The 25,000-nt window shown below is 56.3% G+C and carries 19 protein-coding genes and 1 other annotated feature (1 of these 20 cut by a window edge); of the genes, 2 read left to right on the top strand and 17 right to left on the bottom strand.

Translation table 11 applies throughout. The annotated features are described in order from the left end of the window. Window positions 1-7: 7 nt before the first annotated feature. From priA to gmk, 4 genes are all read right to left on the bottom strand, one after another. Window positions 8-2,419 carry a primosomal protein N' gene (priA, locus tag BMX91_RS01225; protein ID WP_092049029.1) on the bottom strand — a complete coding sequence of 804 codons (2,412 nt, stop codon included), beginning with the start codon at window positions 2,417-2,419 and terminating at the stop codon, window positions 8-10. Then, window positions 2,409-3,626, bottom strand: a complete 1,218-nt coding sequence (coaBC, locus tag BMX91_RS01230; RefSeq protein ID WP_092049031.1) for a bifunctional phosphopantothenoylcysteine decarboxylase/phosphopantothenate--cysteine ligase CoaBC — start codon at window positions 3,624-3,626, stop codon at window positions 2,409-2,411. The genes priA and coaBC overlap by 11 nt, the downstream gene beginning before the upstream one ends. Before the next feature lie 69 nt (window positions 3,627-3,695). After that, the gene (gene rpoZ, locus BMX91_RS01235; RefSeq protein ID WP_092050692.1) at window positions 3,696-3,920 is read right to left on the bottom strand and encodes a DNA-directed RNA polymerase subunit omega; all 225 of its coding nucleotides are present in this window, start codon (window positions 3,918-3,920) and stop codon (window positions 3,696-3,698) included. Further along, on the bottom strand, window positions 3,920-4,546 hold the full coding sequence (gene gmk / locus BMX91_RS01240) for a guanylate kinase (protein ID WP_092049033.1): 627 nt from the start codon (window positions 4,544-4,546) through the stop codon (window positions 3,920-3,922). Before gmk ends, rpoZ begins: the two co-directional genes overlap by 1 nt. Window positions 4,547-4,691: 145 nt before the next feature. On the opposite strand from gmk, the gene BMX91_RS01245 reads away from it, so the two are divergent. Further along, entirely contained in the window at window positions 4,692-6,386 is a 1,695-nt protein-coding gene (locus tag BMX91_RS01245) for an Rqc2 family fibronectin-binding protein (RefSeq protein WP_092049036.1), read from the top strand. Window positions 6,387-6,566: 180 nt separating this feature from the next. Then, window positions 6,567-8,495 (top strand): multicopper oxidase, encoded by a 1,929-nt coding sequence (locus BMX91_RS01250; RefSeq protein WP_092049038.1) that lies wholly within the window; start codon window positions 6,567-6,569, stop codon window positions 8,493-8,495. 69 nt (window positions 8,496-8,564) lie between these two features. Here the strand turns inward: BMX91_RS01250 and pyrE are convergent, their stop codons facing one another. From pyrE to ileS, 13 genes are all read right to left on the bottom strand, one after another. Next, window positions 8,565-9,194, bottom strand: coding sequence for an orotate phosphoribosyltransferase (gene pyrE / locus BMX91_RS01255; RefSeq protein WP_177168217.1), 630 nt, complete (start codon window positions 9,192-9,194; stop codon window positions 8,565-8,567). Between the two features lies 1 nt (window position 9,195). Beyond that, window positions 9,196-9,903 carry an orotidine-5'-phosphate decarboxylase gene (gene pyrF, locus BMX91_RS01260; protein WP_092049041.1) on the bottom strand — a complete coding sequence of 236 codons (708 nt, stop codon included), beginning with the start codon at window positions 9,901-9,903 and terminating at the stop codon, window positions 9,196-9,198. Then, window positions 9,900-10,814, bottom strand: coding sequence for a dihydroorotate dehydrogenase (locus tag BMX91_RS01265; RefSeq protein WP_092049044.1), 915 nt, complete (start codon window positions 10,812-10,814; stop codon window positions 9,900-9,902). The genes pyrF and BMX91_RS01265 overlap by 4 nt, the downstream gene beginning before the upstream one ends. After that, a complete protein-coding gene (locus BMX91_RS01270; protein ID WP_092049046.1) occupies window positions 10,811-11,578 on the bottom strand; it encodes a dihydroorotate dehydrogenase electron transfer subunit in 768 nt (255 codons plus the stop codon). Before BMX91_RS01270 ends, BMX91_RS01265 begins: the two co-directional genes overlap by 4 nt. Further along, entirely contained in the window at window positions 11,575-14,790 is a 3,216-nt protein-coding gene (gene carB / locus BMX91_RS01275) for a carbamoyl-phosphate synthase large subunit (RefSeq protein ID WP_092049048.1), read from the bottom strand. The genes BMX91_RS01270 and carB overlap by 4 nt, the downstream gene beginning before the upstream one ends. Continuing rightward, entirely contained in the window at window positions 14,783-15,889 is a 1,107-nt protein-coding gene (locus tag BMX91_RS01280) for a carbamoyl phosphate synthase small subunit (RefSeq protein WP_092049050.1), read from the bottom strand. Before BMX91_RS01280 ends, carB begins: the two co-directional genes overlap by 8 nt. Further along, the gene (locus tag BMX91_RS01285) at window positions 15,886-17,166 is read right to left on the bottom strand and encodes a dihydroorotase (protein WP_092049052.1); all 1,281 of its coding nucleotides are present in this window, start codon (window positions 17,164-17,166) and stop codon (window positions 15,886-15,888) included. Before BMX91_RS01285 ends, BMX91_RS01280 begins: the two co-directional genes overlap by 4 nt. A 1-nt stretch (window position 17,167) precedes the next feature. Further along, window positions 17,168-18,043, bottom strand: a complete 876-nt coding sequence (locus BMX91_RS01290) for an aspartate carbamoyltransferase catalytic subunit (RefSeq protein WP_092049055.1) — start codon at window positions 18,041-18,043, stop codon at window positions 17,168-17,170. A 131-nt stretch (window positions 18,044-18,174) separates the two neighbouring features. After that, the gene (locus BMX91_RS01295; RefSeq protein ID WP_092049058.1) at window positions 18,175-19,461 is read right to left on the bottom strand and encodes a uracil-xanthine permease family protein; all 1,287 of its coding nucleotides are present in this window, start codon (window positions 19,459-19,461) and stop codon (window positions 18,175-18,177) included. A 33-nt stretch (window positions 19,462-19,494) separates the two neighbouring features. Then, window positions 19,495-20,037: a bifunctional pyr operon transcriptional regulator/uracil phosphoribosyltransferase PyrR gene (pyrR, locus tag BMX91_RS01300; RefSeq protein WP_092049060.1), complete on the bottom strand. Its 543-nt coding sequence runs from the start codon at window positions 20,035-20,037 to the stop codon at window positions 19,495-19,497. A 200-nt stretch (window positions 20,038-20,237) separates the two neighbouring features. Next, the gene (locus BMX91_RS01305; protein WP_092049062.1) at window positions 20,238-21,149 is read right to left on the bottom strand and encodes an RluA family pseudouridine synthase; all 912 of its coding nucleotides are present in this window, start codon (window positions 21,147-21,149) and stop codon (window positions 20,238-20,240) included. After that, window positions 21,146-21,634 carry a signal peptidase II gene (gene lspA, locus BMX91_RS01310; protein ID WP_092049064.1) on the bottom strand — a complete coding sequence of 163 codons (489 nt, stop codon included), beginning with the start codon at window positions 21,632-21,634 and terminating at the stop codon, window positions 21,146-21,148. The genes BMX91_RS01305 and lspA overlap by 4 nt, the downstream gene beginning before the upstream one ends. Window positions 21,635-22,071: 437 nt before the next feature. Then, window positions 22,072-24,837 (bottom strand): isoleucine--tRNA ligase, encoded by a 2,766-nt coding sequence (ileS, locus tag BMX91_RS01315; RefSeq protein WP_092049066.1) that lies wholly within the window; start codon window positions 24,835-24,837, stop codon window positions 22,072-22,074. A gap of 70 nt (window positions 24,838-24,907) precedes the next feature. Beyond that, window positions 24,908-25,000: a binding site (T-box leader), on the bottom strand; it runs 123 nt beyond the window's last position.

The raw sequence follows: 25,000 nt of genomic DNA on the forward strand, positions 1-25,000 counted from the left end.
GCCGGGGTCAGCTGATGGTGGAAGGATTCATATCGATCGACATCGTAATGCCTTCCTTCATCCAGCTGCTCCTGTAGATCTTCACAAGATCGGTCAGAACCCCGGCCAGCTTCGGTTCTTTTTTGTATTTTATCAGACATTGATAGCGATATCTATTGTTCACACGGGCCACTTCGGCGGCGGTCGGACCGATGATTACCGTGTCCGGGCCAAGCTTTCCGGACAGATAGCGGGCAGCGTTGCCTGCGACCTCGGAAACCTTCATCAGGTCTTCGTGGGAAAACTGGATCAGCGTCACAAAATAAAACGGCGGATAGGCATACCGCTTCCGGTTGCCCATCTCAATGGCATAAAACGGTTCGTAGGCCTGATCTTTCGCCAGCTCGACAGCATAATGTTCGGGAGCATATGTCTGGACGACAACCTCCCCTTCCTTCTCATGGCGTCCTGCGCGGCCGCTGACTTGCGTGAGAAGCTGGAAGGTCTTTTCTGCCGCCCTGAAATCCGCCAGCCGGAGCATGGTATCCGCCGACAGCACCCCGACAAGCGTGATGTTCGGGAAATCGAGCCCCTTGGCGATCATCTGAGTGCCGAGCAGGATGTCCGCCTCCCCATCGCCGAATTGGCGTAGAAGCCGTTCATGTGCGCCCTTTTGGCGTGTCGTATCAACGTCCATCCGGAGCACACGCGCTTCCGGAAACAGGCGGTGCAGTTCCTCCTGCACCTTCTGTGTGCCTGTCCCGAAAAAGCGGATATGCTCGCTTTCGCACTCAGGGCAGGTTAGCGGAACCCGCTCCTCATGTCCGCAGTAATGGCACTGGAGACGTTCAGTTGCCCTGTGATAGGTGAGAGAGATGTCGCAGTTCGGACACTGTACCGACGTCCCGCAGTCCCGGCATAGCACAAACGACGAATAACCCCGCCGGTTAAGAAAGAGCACGGTCTGTTCGCCGCTGTCCAGCCGATGCCGGATCGCCTCGGCAAGCGCGACCGAAAACATCGAACGGTTGCCGTTTTTCAGTTCTTCTCTCATATCGACGACCTGCACTTCCGGAAGCGGTTGTTTTTTCGCCCTTTCAGCCAGCGTGAGGAGCTTATAGACCCCCTTTTTCGCCCGCGCGTACGACTCCAGCGAGGGAGTCGCACTTCCTAGGATGACCGGACAGCCATGTTCTTCCGCCCGTCGGATCGCCACATCCCTCGCATGGTATCGGGGACTGTCTTCCTGCTTATAGCTGGATTCATGCTCCTCATCGAGGATGATGACTCCGAGATTTCTGAAAGGAGCAAAAACAGCGGAACGGGCACCGACGACGACTTTCACTTCACCTCGCTGCACCTTCCGCCATTCATCATATTTTTCGCCGGCGGACAGGCCGCTGTGCATGACGGCGACCAGCGGGCCGAAACGTCTTTTGAAGCGTGACGTGATCTGCGGCGTCAATGAGATCTCAGGCACGAGCACGATTGCCTCCCTGCCCTGATCAAGCACCTGGCGGATCACCTGCATGTACACCTCGGTCTTTCCGCTGCCCGTCACCCCGTGCAAAAGGAACGTCTCGTCCCGTCTGTTATCCACTGCACCGCTGATTGTTCCGACTGCAGTCGCCTGCTCATCAGTAAGGGGGCCGGGGATGCCGCCGTTCTCCGGCATGAGGCCGGCTTCCGGCTTCCGGTACACTTCCTCCTCCGTCTCCCTGGCGGCTCCCTTGCTGATCAGCGCATTTAAAGTGGCACGTGTCGTACCCGTCGCTTCCATGACATCTTTCGAAGGGACGGACATCCCGATATGCTCTTCCATCCAGTTGATGAGCTCCGCCTGCCGGCTCGCGATTTTCGGGAGTGATCCCCGGATCTCGTCCAATCTGCCGGCTTCCCCGATGATGTGAAGCACCCGTTCCTTTTTGATGTTGGTGCGCTGCCGTACCGCGGTCTCGATTGATACGGTTCCTTCCGATGCGAGCCGCTTGAGTACGGGAAGCAGCCCTTCTCCGAATTCCTTGACGGCCACCACCCTGCGGTCCCGTGTGATCTCAGCGAGTTCATGCGGCAGCTTTTCCGGGTTGATGACATGCACGGTCTTCTCGTATTTCGCACGGAGCGCCGACGGCAGCATTACCTGCAACGCATCGATCTCAAAACAAAGTGTCGTTTCCCTCATCCAGTCCGCCAGGCGCAGCATCTCTTCCGTCAGTACCGGTTCAGGATCGAGCAGCTCATCGACAGGCTTCAGCCTGGAAGCGGGCACATCACTTTCTTCCTTTAGGCCTGTGACGAAGCCGAGCACTTTCCGGTTCCCGAACGGTACCCTGACACGTGACCCAGGTTCAATGACTTCTGCTATCCCGTCCGGCACGGCGTAGTCAAATGGCCGATCGACCGGATGAGCCGAAACGTCCGTGATGACTTCAGCGATCATCCTGCTCACCCCCGAAGATCCGGCGGAGGAGCTTCATCGCGAGTTCTTTCTTTTCAGTTGCGGGGAATGACACTTCCGTCCCGTCCCTGCCAAACAGTGTCACGACATTGGTGTCGCTGCCGAAGACTCCTGTCGGCGCCGTCACGTCATTGGCTATGATGTAATCAAGGTTCTTGCGTTCCAGCTTGCCCTTGGCATATTCGGCGACACGGTCGGTCTCCGCCGCAAATCCGATGAGGCATTGTCCCTCTTTTCGTTCACCGAGGGTTTTCAGAATGTCCGTCGTCCGTTCCATTTCGATGACGGAGTCACCTTCCTGCTTTTTCATCTTGCCGGGATGGACGGTCTTCGGACGGTAGTCGGCAACCGCTGCAGCCTTGATCACAACATCCGCTGACCCGTATTCCTCAAGGACGGCTTCAAGCATATCAGCCGCACTTTCCACGGCAACCGCGCGGACCCCGTCCGGTACCCGCAGACCGACCGGACCGGTGACCAGGACGGTCTCCGCCCCGAGTGAGGAAGCGGCTTCAGCCATCGCATAGCCCATTTTCCCACTCGAGAAGTTCGAGACATAACGCACCGGGTCGATCCGTTCCCTTGTCGGCCCTGCCGTAACGACCACTTTTTTGCCGGCAAGAAGCGACGGAGCCTGCCCTGTTCCAGCTGAAAAATGCTTTGTCACCAGTTCAGTGATCCGTTCCGGCTCCTCCAGCCGGCCTTTGCCCACGTATCCGCATGCGAGGAACCCCTCCGACGGCTCGATGAACCGGTACCCGTCACGGTGAAGACGGTCAATGTTCCGGATAACAGCAGGATGCGCGTACATATGGACATTCATTGCGGGGGCGATCCACACGTCAGTGGTCGCGGCAAGCAATGTTGTCGTCACCATGTCATCAGCAATGCCATTGGCGAGCTTGCCGATTGTGTTCGCGGTCGCCGGGGCGACGATGATGAGGTCTGCCCAGTCCGCCAGATCGATATGGGCGATGACCGAAGAGTCCTTTTCGTCAAATGTGTCAGTGTAGACATCATTGCGTGACATGGCCTGGAAGGTGAGCGGCGTCACAAATTCCATGGCCGATTCAGTCATGATCACCTTGACGTTTGCCCCTGCCTGGGAAAGTTTGCTGACAAGAGCCACGGCTTTGTAGACAGCGATTCCCCCAGTGACACAAAGAAGGATATGTTTATTTTTCAGCATCCTTTTACTCCCTTTCGAATGAAAACTCCCAGGGAAAAGGATTCTCCGGGAGTTTTCATTGTACATATGTTACATTTCGTCTTCGTATTGGATGTTTGCATCGGACGCCTGCTTTTCTAGCACGCCTTCCGCAACTTCCTCAAGGGCCATGCCTACAAATTTCTCGGCATCGTATTTATCCAGAAGCAAGTTGTCCCTTGCCTGGAGTTCGCGGGCCCGCTTTGCAGCGAGGCTCACGAGGGTGTATTTGGAGTCGATCTGCTTTTTCAGCGAGTCGATGGATGGATAAAGCATCATTGCGGATCATTCCCTTCAAGCATCAATTTGTATCGTTCTTCCACTCGGGTGCGCCGGCAGTGCTCTGCTGTAATAATGGCATTGATCCGGTCACATGCACGGCCGACTTCATCGTTCTCGACGACATAGTCATAGAGATGCATCATCTCAAGCTCGTCCTTGGCCTTGTTAATGCGATTGCGGATCACCTCATCGGATTCCGTACCGCGGCCGATGAGCCGCTGTTCAAGCTCCGACAGGTTAGGAGGCGCCAGGAAAATAAAGACACCGTCAGGCATCTTCTCCCGGACTTTCGCCGCGCCGACCACCTCGATTTCGAGGAAGACGTCGCGCCCGGCATCCAGCGTTTCATTTACATAATCGAGCGGAGTGCCATAATAGTTCCCGACATATTCCGCATGTTCCAGCAGCCGGCCTTCACGGATCAGCTGCTCGAATTCTTCGCGTTTCTTGAAGAAGTAATCTTTCCCGTCCACTTCCCCTTCCCGCGGATTGCGGGTCGTCATGGAGATGGAGTATTCATAGTTCGTGTCAGGCTGTGAAAACAGCTCCTTGCGCACCGTGCCTTTTCCGACGCCGGATGGCCCCGAAAGGACGATGAGCAGGCCGCGTCCTTTTTTCATAAACGTTGATCCCTCTGCAGTCAGTTATTCCGCCGCCCGGCATACCGGCCGGGGGCGGAACCGTTTTTGGATGATGACGCAATTATACCATATCCCTCCTCATGAATGCTAAAATGGAAACAAACGCAATGAAAGAGGCAATCATATGGCTTTTGATGGATTATTCATGATGGCAATGACCAAGGAACTCGGGCAGCTCACAGGCGGCCGGATCTCAAAGATCCAGCAGCCTAACGCACAGGAGCTCCTTTTCACAATACGCGCCGGAAGGGCGAACCACCGGCTTCTCATCTCTATCCACCCTTCCTACTCTCGTGTCCACCTGACGGACGAACCCGTCGACACACCGTCGCAGCCGCCTTCGTTCTGCATGTTCCTCCGCAAGCATCTGGAAGGCGGCATCATCACCGGCATCCGCCAGTCGGGCGCAGACCGGATCATGACGATCACTGTGCGCGGCCGGGATGAAATCGGCGATGAAACCCAGCGTGAAATTCATGTTGAAGTGATGGGCAGGCACTCCAATCTCATCCTTACCGATCCTGAACGGAACCTGATCCTGGATAGCCTGAAGCACCTGCCTCCCTCGGTGAACAGCTACCGGACGGTGCTCCCGGGACAGCCGTACGTTCCCGCGCCGCCCCAGGACAAGCTGGATCCGGTTCAAGCAGGGGACGGTGAGATCATGGAGATACTCGCAGAAGCGGACACAGCGGGACCCATCTTTCGCCGGATCGGCGGATTCTCTCCGATCCACGCGGAAGAGCTGCTGTTCCGTACAGAAGGCTTGGAAGAAAAGCCGCGACTTGACGCCTATCGGAATTATATAGAAGATTTTCGATCGGGCGGCGCCCTGCCGACGCTGTGCGAGGCAGGAGGGAAAGTTTACTTTTCCGCCAATCCCCTCCACCATCTCGGCGGTGAAACCCGGGAGTTCACTTCCCTCTCCGCCCTTCTCGACAAAGTGTTCCACACCAAGGCCGAGCGGGACCGGGTCAAGCAGCAGGCAGGCGATCTTGAGCGGTGGCTGACGAATGAGATCCAGAAGCTAAGAAATAAGCTGATCAAGCTACGCGATGAGCAGAAGCAGGCTGGGAAACTTGACCGCCATCAGCTGTTCGGTGAACTTGTCACAGCGAACCTTTACCAGATTCAAAAAGGCGACAGTTCCATAGAAGCGGTCAACTACTATGATGAGGACGGCGGGACAGTCACGATACCATTGGACCCAAGATTGGCCCCTGCAGAAAACGCCCAGCGTTATTACTCAAAATACAACAAAGCAAAGCACGCGCTTGTGAAAATAGCCGAGCAGCTGGAAAAAACGGAAGAGGACATCTTGTATTTCGAGGCCCTCCTCCAGCAGGTAATCCAGGGCTCGGCGGCGGACATCGAGGAGATCCGTGATGAACTCGCAGAACAGGGCTTCATGAAGGCGCGTCGCCTCAAAAAGAAGAAAAAGGAAACCCGTCCTGTTCCCGATTCATTCGTCTCGAGTGCAGGCGTTCCGATCTCTGTCGGCAAAAACAACAAACAAAACGACTACCTGACCTTTAAGCTGGCAAAGCGAAACGAAACATGGCTCCACACCAAGGATATCCCGGGCTCCCATGTTGTTATCCACTCGGATTCGCCTGACGACGAAACAATCCGTGAAGCCGCCGCCCTCGCGGCCTACTTCAGCAAGGCCCGCGAATCGGCATCTGTCCCGGTCGACTACACGGAAGTGCGGCATGTGAAAAAGCCGAACGGCTCAAAGCCCGGCTTTGTCATCTACTTTGAACAAAAAACAGTTTTCGCCGATCCGGACGAGGACCTGGTGAAAACATTGAGAAAATAATAGCATCCATACCGCCGGCGCATATGCCCGGCGGTTTATCCGGTTGGGGACAATTGAACGTTCTTCTGCCCGGTTACGGCAATCCGACCAGAGCGGCATGCAGTGTCTTTCATAGGATGGAGAGATGCAGGTGCAGAATTTCCTGCCTGCTGACATCACTATGAAAAGGAAGTGACCAATATGGGCAAACGCGTCAATCCGTCCGCCCCTTCCACAATTCCTAAGTTCACCGACCCGCTGCCAAAGCCACCTTGTGCCAAACCGGTTTCACATCCGGATTATCCGGAGGGTTCCTACTACGAAATCCGGATGAAGGAAGAAAAGCACCGGTATCACAAGTATTTTCCCCGGACCCGCATCTGGGGATACAACGGCATCACCCCGGGACCTACGATCGAAGCGAGAAAGGACCGGACGACCTTTGTGAAATTCTTGAACTGCCTGCCTGATGAGCATTTTCTTCCGATAGACCGGACGCTCCATTCCTGCATCGATACGCCGGATGTCCGGACAGTCGTGCACCTTCATGGTGCCAAAGTCGATTGGGAAAGCGATGGACACCCAGAGGCTTGGTATACAAAGGATTATGGAGTTACTGGTCCGACGTTCAACAGGCAGGTACATGCATATACCAACCATCAGCCGGGTGCGACCCTCTGGTACCATGACCACGCGATGTCTCTGACCAGGCTGAATGTCTATTCGGGCCTTGCGGGTTTCTATCTTCTGCGGGACGCGCTGGAAGACAGGCTGAACCTGCCGTCGGGTGATTATGAGATTCCGCTTATGATTCAGGACCGCTCATTCAATGAGGATGGATCCCTCTTTTATCCTGATTCCCCGAATCCTCCCGTGGCCGTCCGGCCTTCCATCACACCAGGTGTGCTCGGCAATACGATTACTGTCAACGGCAAGGTCTGGCCATACCTGAGTGTAGAACCGCGGAAGTATCGGTTCCGCATCCTCAACGGCTCGAACCGCAGGGCCTATGTTCTCAGCCTGTCTGATGGAACCCGCTTCAACCAGATCGGGACAGACGGCGGCCTCCTGGAACACCCTGCAGAACTCACTTCCATTGAACTCCTCCCGGCGGAGCGGACTGACGTCATCATCGATTTTTCCGATCTGGCCGGAAAAACGCTGGTCCTGACAAACAGCGACACGGAATTCACTCCCGATGAACACACGGGAACCGTCATGCAGTTCCGGGTGGATCTGCCGCTCAACGGCAAGGATGAAAGCCGGATTCCGGAAACCATGTATCCGGATATGGGTCTCCATACCGGTCATGCACATATCGAGCGAAATCTTCCGCTGACAGCCACAACCGATCAATATGGCCGGCCGATGCTCATGCTCAATGAGCGGATGTATCATGACCCGGTCAGTGAGAAACCGTCACTCGACAGTGTCGAGATATGGAACTTCATCAACGCCACACCGATCCAGCACCCGATTCATGTCCACCTGATCCAATTCAAAATTCTTGAACGCAGACCATTCGATGCGGATATTTTCCGTGAGACAGGCAAAATCGTATGGACGGGACCGGCCGAAGAACCCCGGGATTACGAGCGTGGCTGGAAAGATGTTGTGAAGGCGGATGTCGGCAAAGTGACCAAAATTGCAATGCACTTCAAAGACCACGCCGGCAACTATATCTGGCATTGTCATTTCCTTGAACACGAAGACCACGACATGATGAGGCCGATCCGGATCATTGAAGACGCCCACCCGGTCCAGCTTCCGCATGCAGATGAGCCGGACAATCCGGAACCGCATCTACAGACGGAAGAACCGATGCCGGAAGGCAATCCGGTGGAATCCCCTGTAACCGATGAGGAATCACCAGTTACAACGGAGGAGCCTTCCGAAACAGCGGACGTACCGGGCCGCAAGGAATGCTCGTATGAAGAAATCTGCGAAAAAATGAAAATCGACTGTGCGGTTCCGACGGTGCCGGATAACGGCAGTACCGGGACATCGGATACCGAAGGCAAACCTGAAGACAAACCCGCAAGTAAACCAGAAGTCCGACGGAAGCCCGCCTCCAAGCGTTGCAACTGCCGCAATTGCCGCAACAGACGAAAGAGAAAAAAGCGGAACTAAATATAGAAACAGAAAAGCCGATGAAGGAAACATCCAATCATCGGCTTGTTTGTTTTTTCGAAACGGCAATCAGAGTTCGCCCTTTTTCAGTTTGCCATGCCAGTCGAGAAGCCCCGGCAGTGAAGTGGCCGAAATGGCACCCGAGTCGGCTGCCGCCTTTGCAAGAGTATCAAAATCAGTCAGGCTGTGGTGCGACAGGCCGGCTTCACCGAAATTCTTTTCCGACTTGTCCAGGCCGTATGTAAAGATTGAGGCTACCCCAAGAACTTCTGCACCCGCTTCTTTTGCCGCAGCGGCTGCGGTCAGGCTGCTTCCCCCTGTGGAGATCAGGTCCTCGATAATCACTGTCCGGCTTCCTTCTCTCAGTTCCCCTTCGATCTGGTTGCCGCGGCCGTGGCCTTTCGGCTTTGACCGGATATAGATCATCGGCTTGTCCAGCAGCTCGCTGACCCAGGCCGCATGTGGAATACCCGCTGTGGCTGTACCTGCGATCACTTCCGCTTCCGGATACTCCGTCCTGATGAGTTCGGCCAGCCCCTGCGCAATTCGCTTTCTCACTTCCGGATAAGACATCGTCAGGCGGTTGTCACAATAGATCGGCGACTTGATGCCTGATGCCCATGTAAATGGATCTTCAGGACTGAAGCGCACGGCCCCGATCGACAGAAGTGCTTCTGCTATTTCTCGTTTCAGTGTCATGTCATCTTTCCTCCCATAGCCGTTTAACTGTTTCATATGCGGCAGCCGGGTCTGCAGCCTGGGTGATGGCCCGTCCCACAACAATATGTGTCGATCCCGCCCTAGCAGCGTCTGTCGGGGTGGAGACCCGCTTCTGGTCGTGCAGATCGCCGTCAGCCATTCGGATGCCCGGTGTCACTTTCAGGAAGTTTTCCCCGCAGGCATCCCGGATGGCCGAGGCTTCTAGCACTGAACAGACGACACCGTCCAGTCCTGAATCATCTGCCAGCCGTGCATAGCGGATAACCGAGTCCAGCAGTGTGCCGGGAATCCCCTGCTCACTGTTCATTTGCCCTTCTCCGGTCGAGGTAAGCTGGGTGACCGCGATCAGCGCAGGACGTTTTTTTCCTGCGGGAGTCCCGGCTTCCAGGCCGTCAAGCGCCCGCTTCATCATGTCGCTTCCGCCGGCAGCATGAACATTCACCATGTCCGCTCCGACACGGGCCAGGCCTTCCATCGCCCGGCCGACCGTATTCGGGATATCATGCAGCTTCAGGTCAAGAAAAACTTCATGGCCCATTTCCTTTAGCCTGCCTACAACATCGGGACCGTTCTGAAGGTACAGTTCCATGCCGACTTTGACACACAGTCCGGACGGCATGTTACGAAGAAAAGCATAAGCGTCATCCGGCGCCGGAAAATCCAGCGCGATGATCGGGGAACGGTTCATAGTGTGTGGCTCCTTCCGATAAGTTCCGTGATGTTCCCGATGCCCAGTTCATCCAGTCGTCCCGGAAGGGCATCGATCAGGTTCGGACAGACGAAGTGGTCAACGAAGTTTGCCGTTCCGACAGCAACCGCGCTTGCACCGGCCGACATGAAGTTGATGACGTCATCCACATCTGTGACGCCGCCCATCCCGATCACAGGAATTGAAACGCTCCTGGACACTTCATAGATCATGCGGAGTGCGACCGGCTTCACGGCAGGTCCTGACAGGCCCCCCGTTCCGTTGGCAATGACCGGACGCCCCGTACGCGGATCGAATCTCATCCCGACGAGCGTGTTGATGAGCGTCAGCCCGTCCGCGCCGCCTTCTTCGGCAGCGCGCGCAATCTCCGTGATGTCGGTGACATTCGGTGATAGCTTTACATAGACCGGCACGGACGAAACCGCCTTTACTGCACGGGTGAGTTCCATGGCTACCTTCGGATCGGTGCCGAACGCAATTCCGCCGCACTTCACATTCGGGCATGAGATGTTCAGCTCAAGCGCTTTGACATTCGGGGCTTTTGAGATCCGTTCGCTGACCGCCACATAGTCTTCCGTCTCGGAACCCGCAACGTTCGCGATGATCGGGACATCAAACTGCTCCAGCCATGGCAATTCTTCTGTGACGACCTTTTCAAGACCGGGATTCTGCAGTCCGATTGCATTCAGCATACCTGAAGGCGTTTCCGCCACACGCGGTGTCGGGTTGCCGAATCTTGGTTCAAGAGTGGTCGCCTTCACCATGATGGCGCCGAGCCCGGACAGGTCATACAGTTGTGCATATTCCCTGCCGAATCCGAAGCAGCCGCTTGCCGGCATGATCGGGTTTTTTAGCGTGAGACCCGGCAGGTCCACTTGAAGACGGTTCATATCGTCACCACCCCCGCCTTGAATACAGGTCCGTCTGAGCAGACCTTTACATAGCCCCGGTCATTTGAATCCGTATGGCAGACACATGCGAAGCACGCGCCGATGCCGCAACCCATCCGCTCCTCGAAACTCAGATATCCTTCTGTTCCGGTCATCGTTTTCGCGACCGCTTTCAGCATCGGGAGCGGTCCGCAGCTGTAGTAGACGCTGAATTCGTGGTCGAGGGAAGCCAAGACGTCAGTCACAAACCCCTTTGTCCCCCGCGTGCCGTCGACCGTTGCAATATGAGTCTCGCCGAGCCGGCTGAATTCCTCTTCATAGAAGACCACATCTTCCGACTGGAAGCCGAGCACATGGACCGGCTCGACCCCCGCATTCTTCAATCTTTTGGACAGCCCGTATAAAGGCGGCACACCGATCCCCCCGCCGACGAGCAACGCCTTTGTACCGGGCGCTGCCGCCCCAACAGGGAATCCATTGCCGAGCGGGCCGAGGACGTCAGCTTCTTCTTGATGGCCCTTTTCCGAAATGACTCGCGTGCCGTAGCCTTCAGCACGGTAGATGAGCGTGATCTTGCCGTCACTGTAGTCGGCGATGCTGATCGGCCGCCGGAGCAGCGGATCCATCGTTCTTCCGGCGCGGACATGGACGAACCTGCCGGGCTCACTGATCTGGGCGGCCAACTCCCCTTCAAGGACCAGTTCATAGATGTTCCGGGCAATTTCTCTCTGCCCGGCTACTTTCATGCGTTCATTGCGGATCATGCATGGACCTCCCGGGCCGGCATCGCTTCACGCGGAAGCATCGCCTCCGCAGAGAAGGTCATCGATTCAATCACCCGGAGCACGGCTTTTGCCGTATCCATCGAAGTCATGCATGGTATGCCGTTTTCAACTGATTCGCGACGGATGCGGAACCCGTCCCGCTCCGGCTGTTTGCCTTTGGTGAGCGTATTGATGATGAACTGGGCTTCGCCGGTCTGGATCACGTCGATCAGCGTCTTGCCCTCTCCGCCGATTTTGCCGACCGTTCTGACCGGCAGTCCCGCTTCCCTGAATGTCTCCGCGGTTCCCTCGGTTGCCAACAGCTGGTAGCCGATGCCTGCAAACCTGGCCGCAATGGCTGCGGCTTCCGCTTTGTCCTTGTCGGAGACGGTGAAGAGCACGGTGCCATGATTTCGGATTTCCATCCCGGAGGCGATGAATCCTTTGTAGAGCGCCTTCTCGAATGTGTCGTCCTTGCCCATGACCTCGCCCGTCGACTTCATTTCAGGCCCGAGTGTGATATCAACTCTAGCCAGCTTCGCGAAGCTGAACACCGGTACTTTGACGTACACCCCGCTGACCTGGTCAAGCAGCCCGGTCGGATAGCCCTGGTCCGTGATCGTCTCTCCGAGGATCGCCTTTGTGGCGATGTTCGCCATCGGGATGCCGGTGATCTTGCTGAGGAATGGAACCGTCCGGCTGGAGCGCGGATTGACCTCAATGACATACACCTCACCGTCGGCGATGACATACTGGATGTTCATGAGGCCGACGATATTGAGGCCGCGTGCCAGACGCTCCGTATAATCAGCCAGCGTCGCGATTTGTTTGTCTGTGAGGCTCTGCGGCGGATAGACTGCAATCGAGTCGCCCGAGTGGACGCCCGCACGCTCGACATGCTCCATGATGCCCGGAATAAGCACGTTCTCCCCGTCACAGATGGCATCTACCTCGATCTCCTTGCCCGTCAGGTAACGGTCGATCAGGACCGGATGTTCCGGACTAGCCTGGACTGCATTTTCCATGTAATGCAGAAGCTCTGCTTCGTTGTAGACGATCTCCATCGCGCGACCCCCGAGCACATAGGACGGACGGACGAGGACCGGATATCCGATGTTGTGTGCAATCTCCGCCGCTTCCGGAGCGGAAACTGCAGTTTTGCCGAGCGGCTGAGGAATCCCGAGCTCCCGAAGGGTCTGCTCGAACTTGTCCCGGTTTTCTGCACGGTCGAGGTCTTCAAGCGTCGTGCCGAGAATCTTTACGCCGCGTGCTTCAAGGGCATCCGCCAGGTTGATGGCCGTCTGTCCGCCGAATTGTACGATGACACCTTTAGGCTGCTCGAGATCGATGATTGCCATGACGTCCTCAATCGTAAGCGGTTCAAAGTAGAGCTTGTCGGAAATGGAGAAGTCGGTCGAGACCGTTTCCGGGTTGTTGTTGATGATGATCGCCTCGTAGCCGGCTTCCTGGATGGCCCACACCGAGTGTACCGTGGCATAGTCGAATTCGACGCCCTGCCCGATGCGGATTGGACCGGAGCCAAGGACGATGACGCTTTCCTTGCCGGATTTGAGCGACTCGTTTTCTTCTTCGTAGGTGCCATAGAAGTATGGCGTCTCGGACTCGAATTCTCCTGCGCACGTATCGACCATCTTATAGACAGGCACAAGCCCCTGCTCGGTACGCCATTCGTAAACTTCGCGTTCGTTCGTCCCCCAGAGTGCGGCGATGGTACGGTCTGCGAAGCCCATGCGTTTCGCCTTGCGGGCAATAGAGCGGTCGAACTGATTTTCCTTAAGAGTGCTTTCATAGGCGACGATCTTTTCCAGCTTGTTCAGGAAGAAGAAGTCGATCTTGCTCCAGTCATGGATCTCTTCGACTGTGACTCCGCGGCGCAGCGCCTCGCCGATAAAGAATAGCCGTTCATCGCCTGCCCGGCGGATACGCTTCTCGATCCATTCCATGGAGAGGTCTTCCCCATTTTTCAGGTTCAGGTGATAAAGGCCCGTCTCTAGGGAACGGACGGCTTTCAGGATCGCTTCCTCGAATGTCCTGCCCATCGACATGACTTCCCCTGTCGCCTTCATCTGAGTGCCGAGGTTGCGCTTCGCGCTCTCGAATTTGTCAAACGGCCAACGCGGGATTTTCGCGACGATGTAGTCAATTGTCGGCTCGAAGCAGGCATAGGTCTGTCCTGTCACCGGGTTCATCATCTCGTCGAGTGTCAGGCCGACCGCGATTTTCGATGCAAGCTTCGCGATCGGGTAGCCCGTCGCCTTTGATGCGAGCGCGGAAGAGCGGCTGACTCGAGGGTTGACCTCGATGGCGTAGAAGTTGAAGCTGTCCGGATCAAGTGCCAGCTGGACGTTGCAGCCGCCCTCGATTCCGAGCGCCCGGATGATATTCAGGGAAACGTTCCGCAGCATCTGGACTTCGCGGTCGGACAGTGTCTGGACCGGCGCCACGACGATCGAGTCACCGGTGTGGATGCCGACCGGGTCGAAGTTTTCCATGCTGCAGACAACGATGGCATTGTCCGCCGAGTCACGCATGACTTCGAACTCGATCTCTTTAAAGCCCGCGATCGACTTCTCGAGCAGGCACTGTCTGACCGGGCTGTATTTCAGGCCGCTTGCGACAATCTCCTCAAGCTCCTTGTCGTCATGGCAGATGCCTCCGCCAGTTCCGCCGAGCGTGAATGCCGGTCGCACAATGACCGGATATCCGACCTGTGCGACAAATGCCTTTGCTTCCTCGAGGTTATGGATGATGTCACTTTCCGGAACAGGCACATCAAGTTCGTTCATAAGAGTACGGAACAGTTCCCGGTCTTCTGCTTTATTGATCGCGTCGAGCTTTGTGCCGAGCACTTCGATGCCGAGTTCATCAAGGATTCCCGAGTTATCGAGCTCGATGGCCATATTGAGGCCTGTCTGGCCGCCGAGTGTCGGCAGGATGGCATCAGGGCGCTCTTTACGGATGATCCGGGAAACGAACTCGAGGGAGATCGGTTCGATATATACCTTATCCGCGATCTCCGTGTCGGTCATGATCGTTGCCGGATTGGAGTTGACGAGAATGACGCGGTAGCCTTCCTCCTTCAGGGACAGGCAGGCCTGTGTTCCTGCATAGTCGAATTCCGCGGCCTGGCCGATGACAATCGGTCCGGACCCGATGACGAGGATCGTTTCGATATCTGTGCGTTTAGGCATTGGCGATGATCTCCTTTCCGTTGTGGCGCTCCATGAGTGTGATAAACCGGTCGAACAGGTGATTCGCATCTTCCGGTCCCGGTGAAGCTTCAGGATCAAACTGGACGGAAAATGCTGCATGGGTTTCATGTGCGAGCCCTTCGACCGTTCCGTCATTGAGGGCGACATGCGTGACGGTAAGCCCAGTGCCTTCAAGCGACTCCCTGTCCACTGCGTATTGGTGGTTCTGGGAAGTGATTTCTGTGCGGCCCGTGCTCAGGTCCTTTACAGGATGGTTCCCGCCGTGATGGCCGAAGCGCATTTTGAAAGTCTTTGCCCCGCAGCTGATGGCCAGAAGCTCATGACCGAGGTTGATGCCGAAGACCGGCACTTTCCCGAGCACTTCCCGGATAAAGCCGGGAGCTTCTTCGATATCTTCCGGGTTTCCCGGCCCGTTTGACAGCAGGATGCCGTCGGGATGCCAGGCGAGTACGTCTTCGGCTGACGTGTCATGAGGGACGACGAGAACATCGCACCCGCGGTTGTTCAGTTCACGGAGGATGCCGTGCTTCATGCCATAGTCCACGACTGCCACCCGCTTGCCGCGGCCGGGGCTCGGGTATGGGCGTTTGGTCGAGACGGCTTCCACGAGGCTCTGCGCCATTTCTGATGCCGCAAGCACCTGCAATGCAGTGTCCACGTCGACATCCGCTCCCGCTTCGGTGAGCATCCCTTTCATCGTCCCTTTGCTGCGGATGATGCGGGTCAGCTTTCGTGTATCAATTTCAGAGATGCCGGGAATGCTGCGCTTTTCCATGAAAGACGAAAGCGTTTCGTCGCAGCGGAAGTTCGACGGCTGTTCTTCGATTTCCCGGACGGCGAGCGCCCCGAGATGGAGGTCCACCGATTCCGAGTCGTCCCTGTTTACTCCGTAGTTGCCGATGAGCGGGTAGGTCATGACCAGGATGACGCCTGTATTTGAAGGATTGGTCAGCGACTCCTGATAGCCGCTCATGCTGGTCGTGAAAACGACCTCGCCAACCATGCCGCGTTCAGCACCGAACGCCTCTCCTTCGAATACGGTGCCGTCTTCCAGAATCAGATATCTCTTTTTTGTCATTGTTGTCCCTCCTGCCAAACGATTTCGCCGCCGTAGATGGTCATGACCGGCCAGCCTTTGCATACGCGGCCTCCGAACGGGGTGTTCTTGCCTTTTGATGCGAATGTTTCAGGTTCGATTGTTTTCTCTGTCTCCAGGTCGATGAGGACCAGATCTGCCGGATGCCCTTCCGCGATCCGGCCGTATCCGAGACCGAACACATCTGCCGGCTTTTGGGTAAGCCAGTCGGTCAGCTGCTTTAGTGTCCATCTGCCCGTCTCGACGAAGTTTGTATAAAGCAGCGGGAAAGCAGTCTCCAGACCTGTAATGCCGAATGGCGCCTTTTCCATCCCGCCCGATTTTTCATCCGCGGTATGAGGGGCGTGGTCGGTTGCGATCACATCGATCGTGCCGTCAAGAAGTCCCTCATGAAGGGCTTCCAAGTCTTCCTGCGCGCGCAGCGGCGGATTCATCTTCCAGTTTGCGTCGTTGCCCGGAATGTCGTCTTCAGTCAAGAGCAGATGGTGGGGCGTGACTTCCGCCGTCACCCGGATGCCTGCCGCCTTTGCATCCCGGATCGTCCTCACCGATTCCTTCGTGCTTACATGGCAGACATGATAGTGCGCACCGGCAGCCTCAGCGAGAAGGACGTCCCTTGAGATATGGACGGACTCGGCAATCGACGGGATGCCCGGGATGGCAAGCTCCCTGCTCCGCTTGCCATCGTGCATGGCACCGCCATAGATGAGCGTATTGTCTTCGCAATGGGCCACAACCGGCATGCCGATTTCTGCCGCGTCTTTCATTGCTTCGTACATCATGCCCGCAGACTGTACACCGACGCCGTCATCGGTAAAGGCGAAAGCACCGTTTTGTTTGAGTTCAGCCATATCCGTCCGCTCCTTGCCCGCTTCGCGGATCGTAATCGAAGCATATGGAAGGACGCGTACGAGCGCATTTTCTTCAATAAGCGCATTGACCTTGCCGATGTTTTCCGCCGAATCCGGAACCGGCCGTGTATTGGGCATCGCGCAGATCGTGGTGAATCCGCCGCGTGCCGCCGCTTCTGTTCCCGTCCGGATCGTTTCCTTATGTTCGCCACCCGGCTCGCGGAGATGGACATGCACATCAATCAGTCCCGGAGCGGCAAACCGGCCTCCGCCGTCCACGACCTCATGGCCTTCGTGCGGCAGTTCCTGTCCGATCTCACTGAACCGTCCATCCTCCACGAGGATTTCCGCGTTCCCGAGTGTCCCGTTTTCATCCAGCATCCGGATGTTTGTGATCAAAGTGCCCATCTCAATCTCTCCCCTTCAATATCGATTCGAGTACTGCCATCCTTACATAGACCCCGTTCTCCACTTGCCGGAATATCCTTGACCGGCTGTGTTCCACCAGTTCGTCCGCAATCTCCACGCCGCGGTTGACCGGCGCCGGATGCATGATGATGGCGCCCTTCTTCATGCGCACCGCGCGGGCGGAAGTCAGCCCGTAGCGACGGTGATAGCCTTCGGCAGAAAAGCTGCCTGCCCCTCCATGCCGTTCATGCTGGACACGCAGCAGCATCACGACGTCACTGTCAGGAAGGACGTCATCCCAGTCCCCCACTGCGTCAAAATCACCCTGCCATTCCGGCGGGCAGAGGATCCGTACCTCAGCGCCGAACATTCCGAGCGCGTCCCGGCAGGATTTTGCGACCCGGCTATGCGAGACGTCGCCGGCGATAGTGACTTTCAGCCCTTCCAGTGTGCCGAACTCTTCCCTCATCGTGAACAGGTCGAGCAGCGTCTGTGTAGGGTGCTGGCCCGAACCGTCACCGGCATTGATGATGGACACCGACGTCCCTTCCAGCTGTTCGTAGAACCGGTTTTCCGGGTGCCTGACGACCAGCGCGTCCAGTCCGACAGCCTCCAGGGTCTTCACCGTATCGTAGAGGCTCTCCCCTTTCAGCGTGCTGGAGAACCCGGATTCAAACGGGATCACTTCCAGTCCGAGCCGCCGCTCCGCCATCTCGAAGCTGGTCTTGGTGCGCGTGCTCGGTTCGAAGAACAGGTTGCTGACGTAACGGATCCGGCCGGTCTCCGGCACTGCCCCGCCTTTTAAGTCGGCCGCCCTGTCGAGGATGCGGCTGATTCCATCGGGCCCGAGCTGTTTCACCGATAACAGATGGTCCATGTTGACAGTCCTCCTTATGTAAAAAAGCCTTTCCGGTTTTTCGGAAAGGCTCTTTGAGCTTCGGCGGATACACGGGTCCCGTCCTAGGCTAAAGGGCCTTTCCATACCTCCCGGATATGTTTAAAAGGCGGTTATTCGATTTCTCCCGCTTCGTTGCCTTCCGGCTTCCCGGGCAGCAGCAGGTTAAGCAGGACGCCGAGGATGGCGGCAAGCGCCATTCCTTCGATTTTAAATGTTTCACTGATTTCAATTGCCGCGCCGCCGATCCCCGTTACGAGAATGACAGAGGCGATCACAAGGTTCCGCTGTTTGTCGAAATTGATGCCGTGCTCGACGAGCATTCGCAGCCCCGAGGAGGCGATGATCCCGAACAGCAGGATCGAGATTCCACCAAGCACAGCCTGCGGGATCGTCGCGATCAGCGCCATGAGCTTGCCGAGGAATGAGAACAGGATCGCCAGAACCGCCGCGCCGAATATGACATGGATGCTGAATACCCTTGTCAGCGCCAGGACTCCGATGTTCTCGCCGTATGTTGTCTTCGGCGGGCCGCCGACCAGGCCGCTCAGGAACGTGCCGAGCCCGTCTCCGAGAAGTGAGCGGTGCAGGCCCGGGTCCTTGATGAAGTTCCGGTCTGTGATTCGTCCGAGCACGAGCTGATGCCCGATATGCTCAGAGATCGTCACGATCGCGATCGGCACCATGACGGCAAGCAGCGTGCCCGTAACCTGGAAGTCATAGTGGACGCCCAGGACGATAAAATCCGGAAGAGCGAACCACTCAGCCTTCGACACAGGGGAAAAGTCGATGATTCCGATTGCTGCCGAATAGAGGTATCCGGTAACGATTCCGATCAGGACCGGCATGAGGCTTACGAGGCCTTTAAAGAAGATGATGCAGATCACCGCTGCCGCAAGTGTCACGATTGCAGCAGAGAAGTGCAGGAAGCTGTAGGTGCTTTCCCCGTCCACACTGATCGTGCTCGCCATGCCGACTGCCGTCGGCGCGAGTGCCAGCCCGATCACCATGATGACCGGTCCGACGACAATCGGAGGAAGGAGGCGCATGACCCAGCGGTGACCCGTCTTCCAGATCAGCAGTGAGACAAGCGCATAGACCAGTGAGACGAATAGGCTTCCGATCATTGCGCTTCCGATGCCTCCGGCCTGTGTCGCAACCTGGATCGGGATGATGAAGGCGAATGAAGAGCCGAGGTATGCCGGGACCTTGAATCCGGTCACGAGGATAAACACAATTGTCGCGATCCCGCTTGTCAAAAGCGCGATTGCAGGGCTCAGACCAACCAGCTGCGGGACGAGGATCGTTGCCCCGAACATTGCAAACATATGCTGAAGGCTTAAAGTCACCAGTTTCCCATTGGAAGGTCTGTCTTGGATGTCGAGTACTGCGTTTGCCATGTCCTTGCTCTCCATTCTGTGGGGGTTTTGCTATTACCGTTTTTCGAGCGTTACGCTGTCAGTTCCGTCCGTCTCCTTTAGAAGGACAGTAACCCGCTCACCTTTTGAGGTCGGTATATTTTTTCCTACGTAGTCGGGCCGGATCGGAAGCTCCCGGTGCCCCCTGTCGACCAGCACTGCAAGCTGGATGCTTGCCGGGCGGCCCGTGTCCATTAGAGCATCCATCGCCGCGCGAACAGTTCTTCCCGTGTACAGGACGTCATCGATCAGGATGACTTTTCTTCCCGTCAGGTCCTGATCGATATCGATCTGCTGCACGAGTGGCGCGTCCATTTGTTTTGTCTTGCCGATATCATCCCGGTAGAGGGTGATATCAAGCTCCCCCATGTCGATTGCCGCCCCTTCGATCGCCTCGATCTTGTCCGCCAGCCTCCCTGCCAGATCAACACCCCTTGTTTTGATGCCGACCAGAATACAATTGTCGATGCCTTTGTTGCGCTCGATGATTTCATGGGCGATCCGGGTGACAGCCCGGCCAATCGCCTTGTCATCCAGCAGATTCACTGTTTCTCCCAACGGATTCCCTCCTTATTTCTCCAAAAGAAATACCCTCCAGCCGGAAAGGCAGGAGGGTAGATGTGCAGAATTTATCCGCAGAGCCATGCACTCGGCATGGGTCCCCGGATTCCCGTACAACCTTCCCGGCCTCTCTGGACCGACTTAAAGGTTCAATATTTGATTCGTCTGAGTAACTATACACCTGCCCCCGGCAAGTGTCAATCCCGTTTGCGCAAATTCACGAGAAGCTCCGTGAAGTCATCCGGAAGCGGCGCTTCGAATTCCATGTATTCCCCTGTCCCGGGATGGGTGAACCCGAGGATGCCCGCATGAAGCACCTGTCCGCCGAAGGAAAGCGTCTTTTTCGGGCCGTATTTCGGATCCCCCGCAAGCGGGTGGCCGATATAGCGCATATGAACACGGATCTGATGCGTCCGTCCGGTTTCGAGGCGGCACTCAACAAGTGTGAAGTCCCCGAACCGCTCGGTAACGGTAAAATGGGTGACTGCCTCCCGCCCGCCGTCGATGACAGTCATCCGCTGGCGGTCTTTTGGGTCACGTCCGATCGGGGCATCGATGGTGCCTTCATCGTGCTCAATATTTCCGTGCACCAGTGCGGTATATTTCCGCGTCACGGTCTTTTGGGAAAGCTGTTCGGCAAGGGATGCATGGGCCCGGTCATTCTTGGCTACTGCAAGGAGGCCCGTAGTGTCCTTATCAATCCGATGCACGATGCCCGGCCTGAGCACGCCATTGATGCCCGACAAGTCGGTGCAATGATGCATCAGCCCGTTGACAAGTGTTCCTGTTGCATGGCCTGCTGCAGGATGGACGACCATGCCGCGGGGCTTGTTGACGACCAGCACGTCCCCGTCTTCATGGACGATATCGAGGCCGAGGTCCTCCGGCACGACTTCGAGCAGCTCCGGTTCAGGCTCGGATACTTCGACCCGGTCGCCCTCTTTCAGCTGGTAGTTCGGCTTTACGGTTTTGCCGCCGACGAGGATCATCCCCTCTTTGACCCAGGATTGGACCTTGGAGCGCGTCCATTCCGGATCAAATTCGGACAAGGCTTTGTCGATGCGGCTTCCGCCGTGTTCCGGCGTGATTTCAATAATCTTTTTTTTCATTCGGACACCTTTTTCTTTCGCTTTTCTCTGATTTCCTCAAGAAGCATATGCACAATCAGCAGGATGACCCCGATGGTCAGTGCGGCATCTGCCACGTTGAAAATCGGGAAATCGTAATTGATGACAGGGATCAGTACATCGGCAAAGTCGACGACCTCACCCATCCTCACACGATCGATAAAGTTGCCCAGAGCGCCGCCGAGCAGCATCATGAGGCTCACCCTGAAGCCGGCACCGCCTTCTTTTCCGTATTTGTGGAAATAATACAGGATTCCGGCTACAACGACCACCGTCACGATATAAAACAGCCACATCTGACCCTGGAGCATGCCCCAAGCCGCTCCGCGGTTACGGTGCGACAAAATGGCAAGATACGGCTCCAGTACGGCGATCCGTTCCCCGACTTCCATATGTTTCACGACCAGCCATTTCGTCCATTGGTCAATGATGACGAGGGCCGCCGCGATGGCGTAATAGAATAGCACGTCTTTTCCTCCATCCGATTGAATCCTGTTTATTTTACCATACGTTGCCCCAGCGATGCGTCCGAGATGAAGGGTTCAGGGGAAATGCTTGAGATATGTTTTTTCCCTGCAGGTGTCGTGCAGCGCCACATCGTCGGGGGTTCGTCTATCGCCCTTGTCTGTTCCATTTGGAGTAAGGCCGGCTCAATTGGAGTAACGGCTCCCCGTTTGGAGTATGGACGACCCAATTGGAGTAACGGCTCCTCATATGGAGTAAGGACGGTCTGCAATACAGAAAAACTCACTCGAGATGTCTCAAACCACCGGTAATGATTGGAGGGAAAGCCGTAGGTAACCACTCGGCTTAAGCGGGTAACCATCCACCCCAAGGATCAAAAAAAGAAATCGGACCCGGGCACATTGCTTCCGGGTCCGATATTTCTTCTGTTATGGCTTACTTACGCTTCGTAATGGTTGACGACAACATCGGCACAGCGTGCGCAGAGTTCAGGGTGTTCGGGATTTTCCCCTACAGTGCCGGGCACCGACCAGCAGCGTGCACATTTCTCGCCTTCTGCTTTTTCCACGACGACGCGTACACGGGAGCCCGTTGCATCCGCCGGGGAATGTTCCAGATTACCGCCGATGCGGAAACCGGAGACGATAAAGAACTGCGCGAAGTCGATGTCATCAGAAGTCAGGAGTACCTTCAGGTCTTCCGGTACAAAGACGGTCACAGCCGCTTCGAGCGATTTGCCGATGACTTTTCCATTCCGTGCTTCCTCGAGCGCCTTCAGGACATCATCGCGGACCTCCATCAGTTCAGAGAAGCGTGCCATAAGCGCGAAGTCCTCATCGGATTCCTCGCGTGCATCCGGCATGTCGGTGAGCTGGACGCTTTCCGCTTCCTCGTGCCCGAGGTAGGCCCACATCTCATCTGCTGTGTGCGGGATGATCGGAGACATCAGCTTGAGAAGTGCAGTCAGTGTGTCATACATGACTGTCTGCATCGCGCGGCGGTGCGGATGTTCCGCCGACTCGATGTAGACAACGTCTTTTGCGATGTCCAGGTAGAACGAGCTCAGATCGACCGTGACAAAGTTGTTGACGGAAGTGTAAACCGTCATGAACTCGTACCGGTCGTATGCCTCACGGACTGTACGGATCAGGCGTTGGAGCTTTAGATCCATGTATTTGTCGACCGGACGGAGGTCTTCCGAAGCGACACGGTCCTTCGCAGGGTCAAAGTCCGACAGGTTTCCGTGCAGGAAGCGCAGTGTATTCCGGATCTTCCGGTACACTTCGGAAACCTGCTTGAAGATTGCATCGGAAACGTGGACATCCGCCGTATAGTCTGCAGACGATACCCACAGCCGGAGGATGTCTGCGCCCATCTGGTCCATGACCTTGGCAGGGACGATGACGTTGCCGAGCGACTTGCTCATTTTGCGTCCCTCGCCATCAAGCGTGAATCCGTGGCTGAGGATGCCTTTGTATGGCGCATGGCCGTTCACGGCAACGGAAGTCGTCAGGGACGAGTTAAACCAGCCGCGGTACTGGTCAGACCCTTCAAGGTACAGGTCGGCCGGATAAACAAGATCGTCGCGTTCGACGAGGACGCCCTGATGAGTCGACCCGGAGTCGAACCAGACATCCATGATGTCCGTCTCTTTCGTGAACTGGCCGTTCGGGCTGCCCGGATGCGTGAAGCCTTCCGGAAGCAGGTCTGCGGCTTCACGCTCAAACCAGACATTCGATCCGTGCTCGCGGAACAGCTTCTGGACATGGGTGATCGTTTCATCGGTGATGATGGACTCTCCGTTTTCCGCGTAGAATACCGGGATCGGAACTCCCCAAGCGCGTTGCCTGGAGATGCACCAGTCACCGCGGTCACGGACCATGTTGAAGAGGCGGGTTTCTCCCCATGCAGGCGTGAACGATGTGTCACGGATTGCCTGAAGCAATTCTTCCCGGAACTTATCAATCGATGCAAACCACTGCGAAGTGGCACGGAAGATGACCGGCTTTTTGGAACGCCAATCGTGCGGGTACGAGTGTGTGATGAACTCGAGATGCACAAGGGCTCCTTTTTCGCTAAGCGCTTCAGTGATCGGCTTGTTGGCATTGTCATAGAAGATGCCTTCAAAGCCCGGCGCCTCATCGGTCATGAAGCCGCGGTCATCCACAGGGCACAGAACGTCGAGACCGTTTGTGCGTCCGACGCGGAAATCGTCTTCCCCGTGGCCCGGTGCCGTATGGACACAACCGGTACCGGCGTCGATCGTCACGTGATCGCCCAGCATGATCAGGGAATCCCTGCCGTAAAGAGGATGTTCGGCAGTGAGATGCTCAAGCTCGCGGCCCTTCAGCTCACGCAGCGTCTCGACTTGTTCCCATCCGACCTTGGAAGATACGTCTTCCAGCAGATCCTTTGCCAGGATATATTTTTTGCCGTCCGCTGAGACGACAGAGTAGTCAAAGTCCGGATGTACGGAGATCCCCAGGTTGGCAGGGATGGTCCACGGAGTTGTCGTCCAGATCAGGAAGTTCACATCCGCTTCCAGAACCCCCTTGCCGTCTTTGACAGGGAAGGAGACATAGATGGAAGGAGACTTTTTGTCCTTGTATTCGATTTCCGCTTCGGCAAGTGCAGATTCACTCGAAGGCGACCAGTAAACAGGCTTTTTCCCCTTGTAGATGTAGCCTTTTTTCGCCATATCGCCAAAGACGCCAATCTGGCGTGCCTCGAACTCAGGCTTCAGGGTGATGTATGGGTTTTCCCAGTCGCCGCGGACACCGATCCGCTTGAACTGTGAACGCTGCCGGTCGATCTGCTCGAGCGCATAAGCTTCGCAGAGTTCACGGAACTCGGCAACCGACATTTCTTTCCGGTTAACACCCTTGTTGACCAGCGCCTGCTCGATAGGCAAGCCGTGAGTATCCCAGCCGGGCACATAAGGGGCGTGGTAGCCGGTCATGGAACGGTGCCGGACGATGATGTCCTTCAGCACCTTATTGAGTGCATGGCCCATGTGGAGGTCGCCGTTAGCATACGGTGGCCCGTCATGAAGCACAAAAAACGGACGGCCCTTTGTGCGATCCTGGACTTTTTGATAGATGTCCATCTCTTCCCATTTTTCCTGCATCTTCGGTTCATTTTTCGGCAGGTTGCCGCGCATCGGGAATTCCGTCTTCGGCATGAGCAGTGTGCTCTTGTAATCCATCCTAATTCCTCCTCTTATTGAAGCCTGCAGAAGCAGGCGGCCATCCAAAATAAAAAAAGCCCCGTCCCTAAAAAGGGACGGAGCCTCGGCCCGCGATACCACCCTCATTGCGGCACGCGTGCGCACCGCCTCTCGGACACCATAACGCGGTGTAACGGGACTG

It is taken from the genome of Bhargavaea ginsengi (genome assembly GCF_900109165.1).
GTDB lineage: Bacteria > Bacillota > Bacilli > Bacillales_A > Planococcaceae > Bhargavaea > Bhargavaea ginsengi.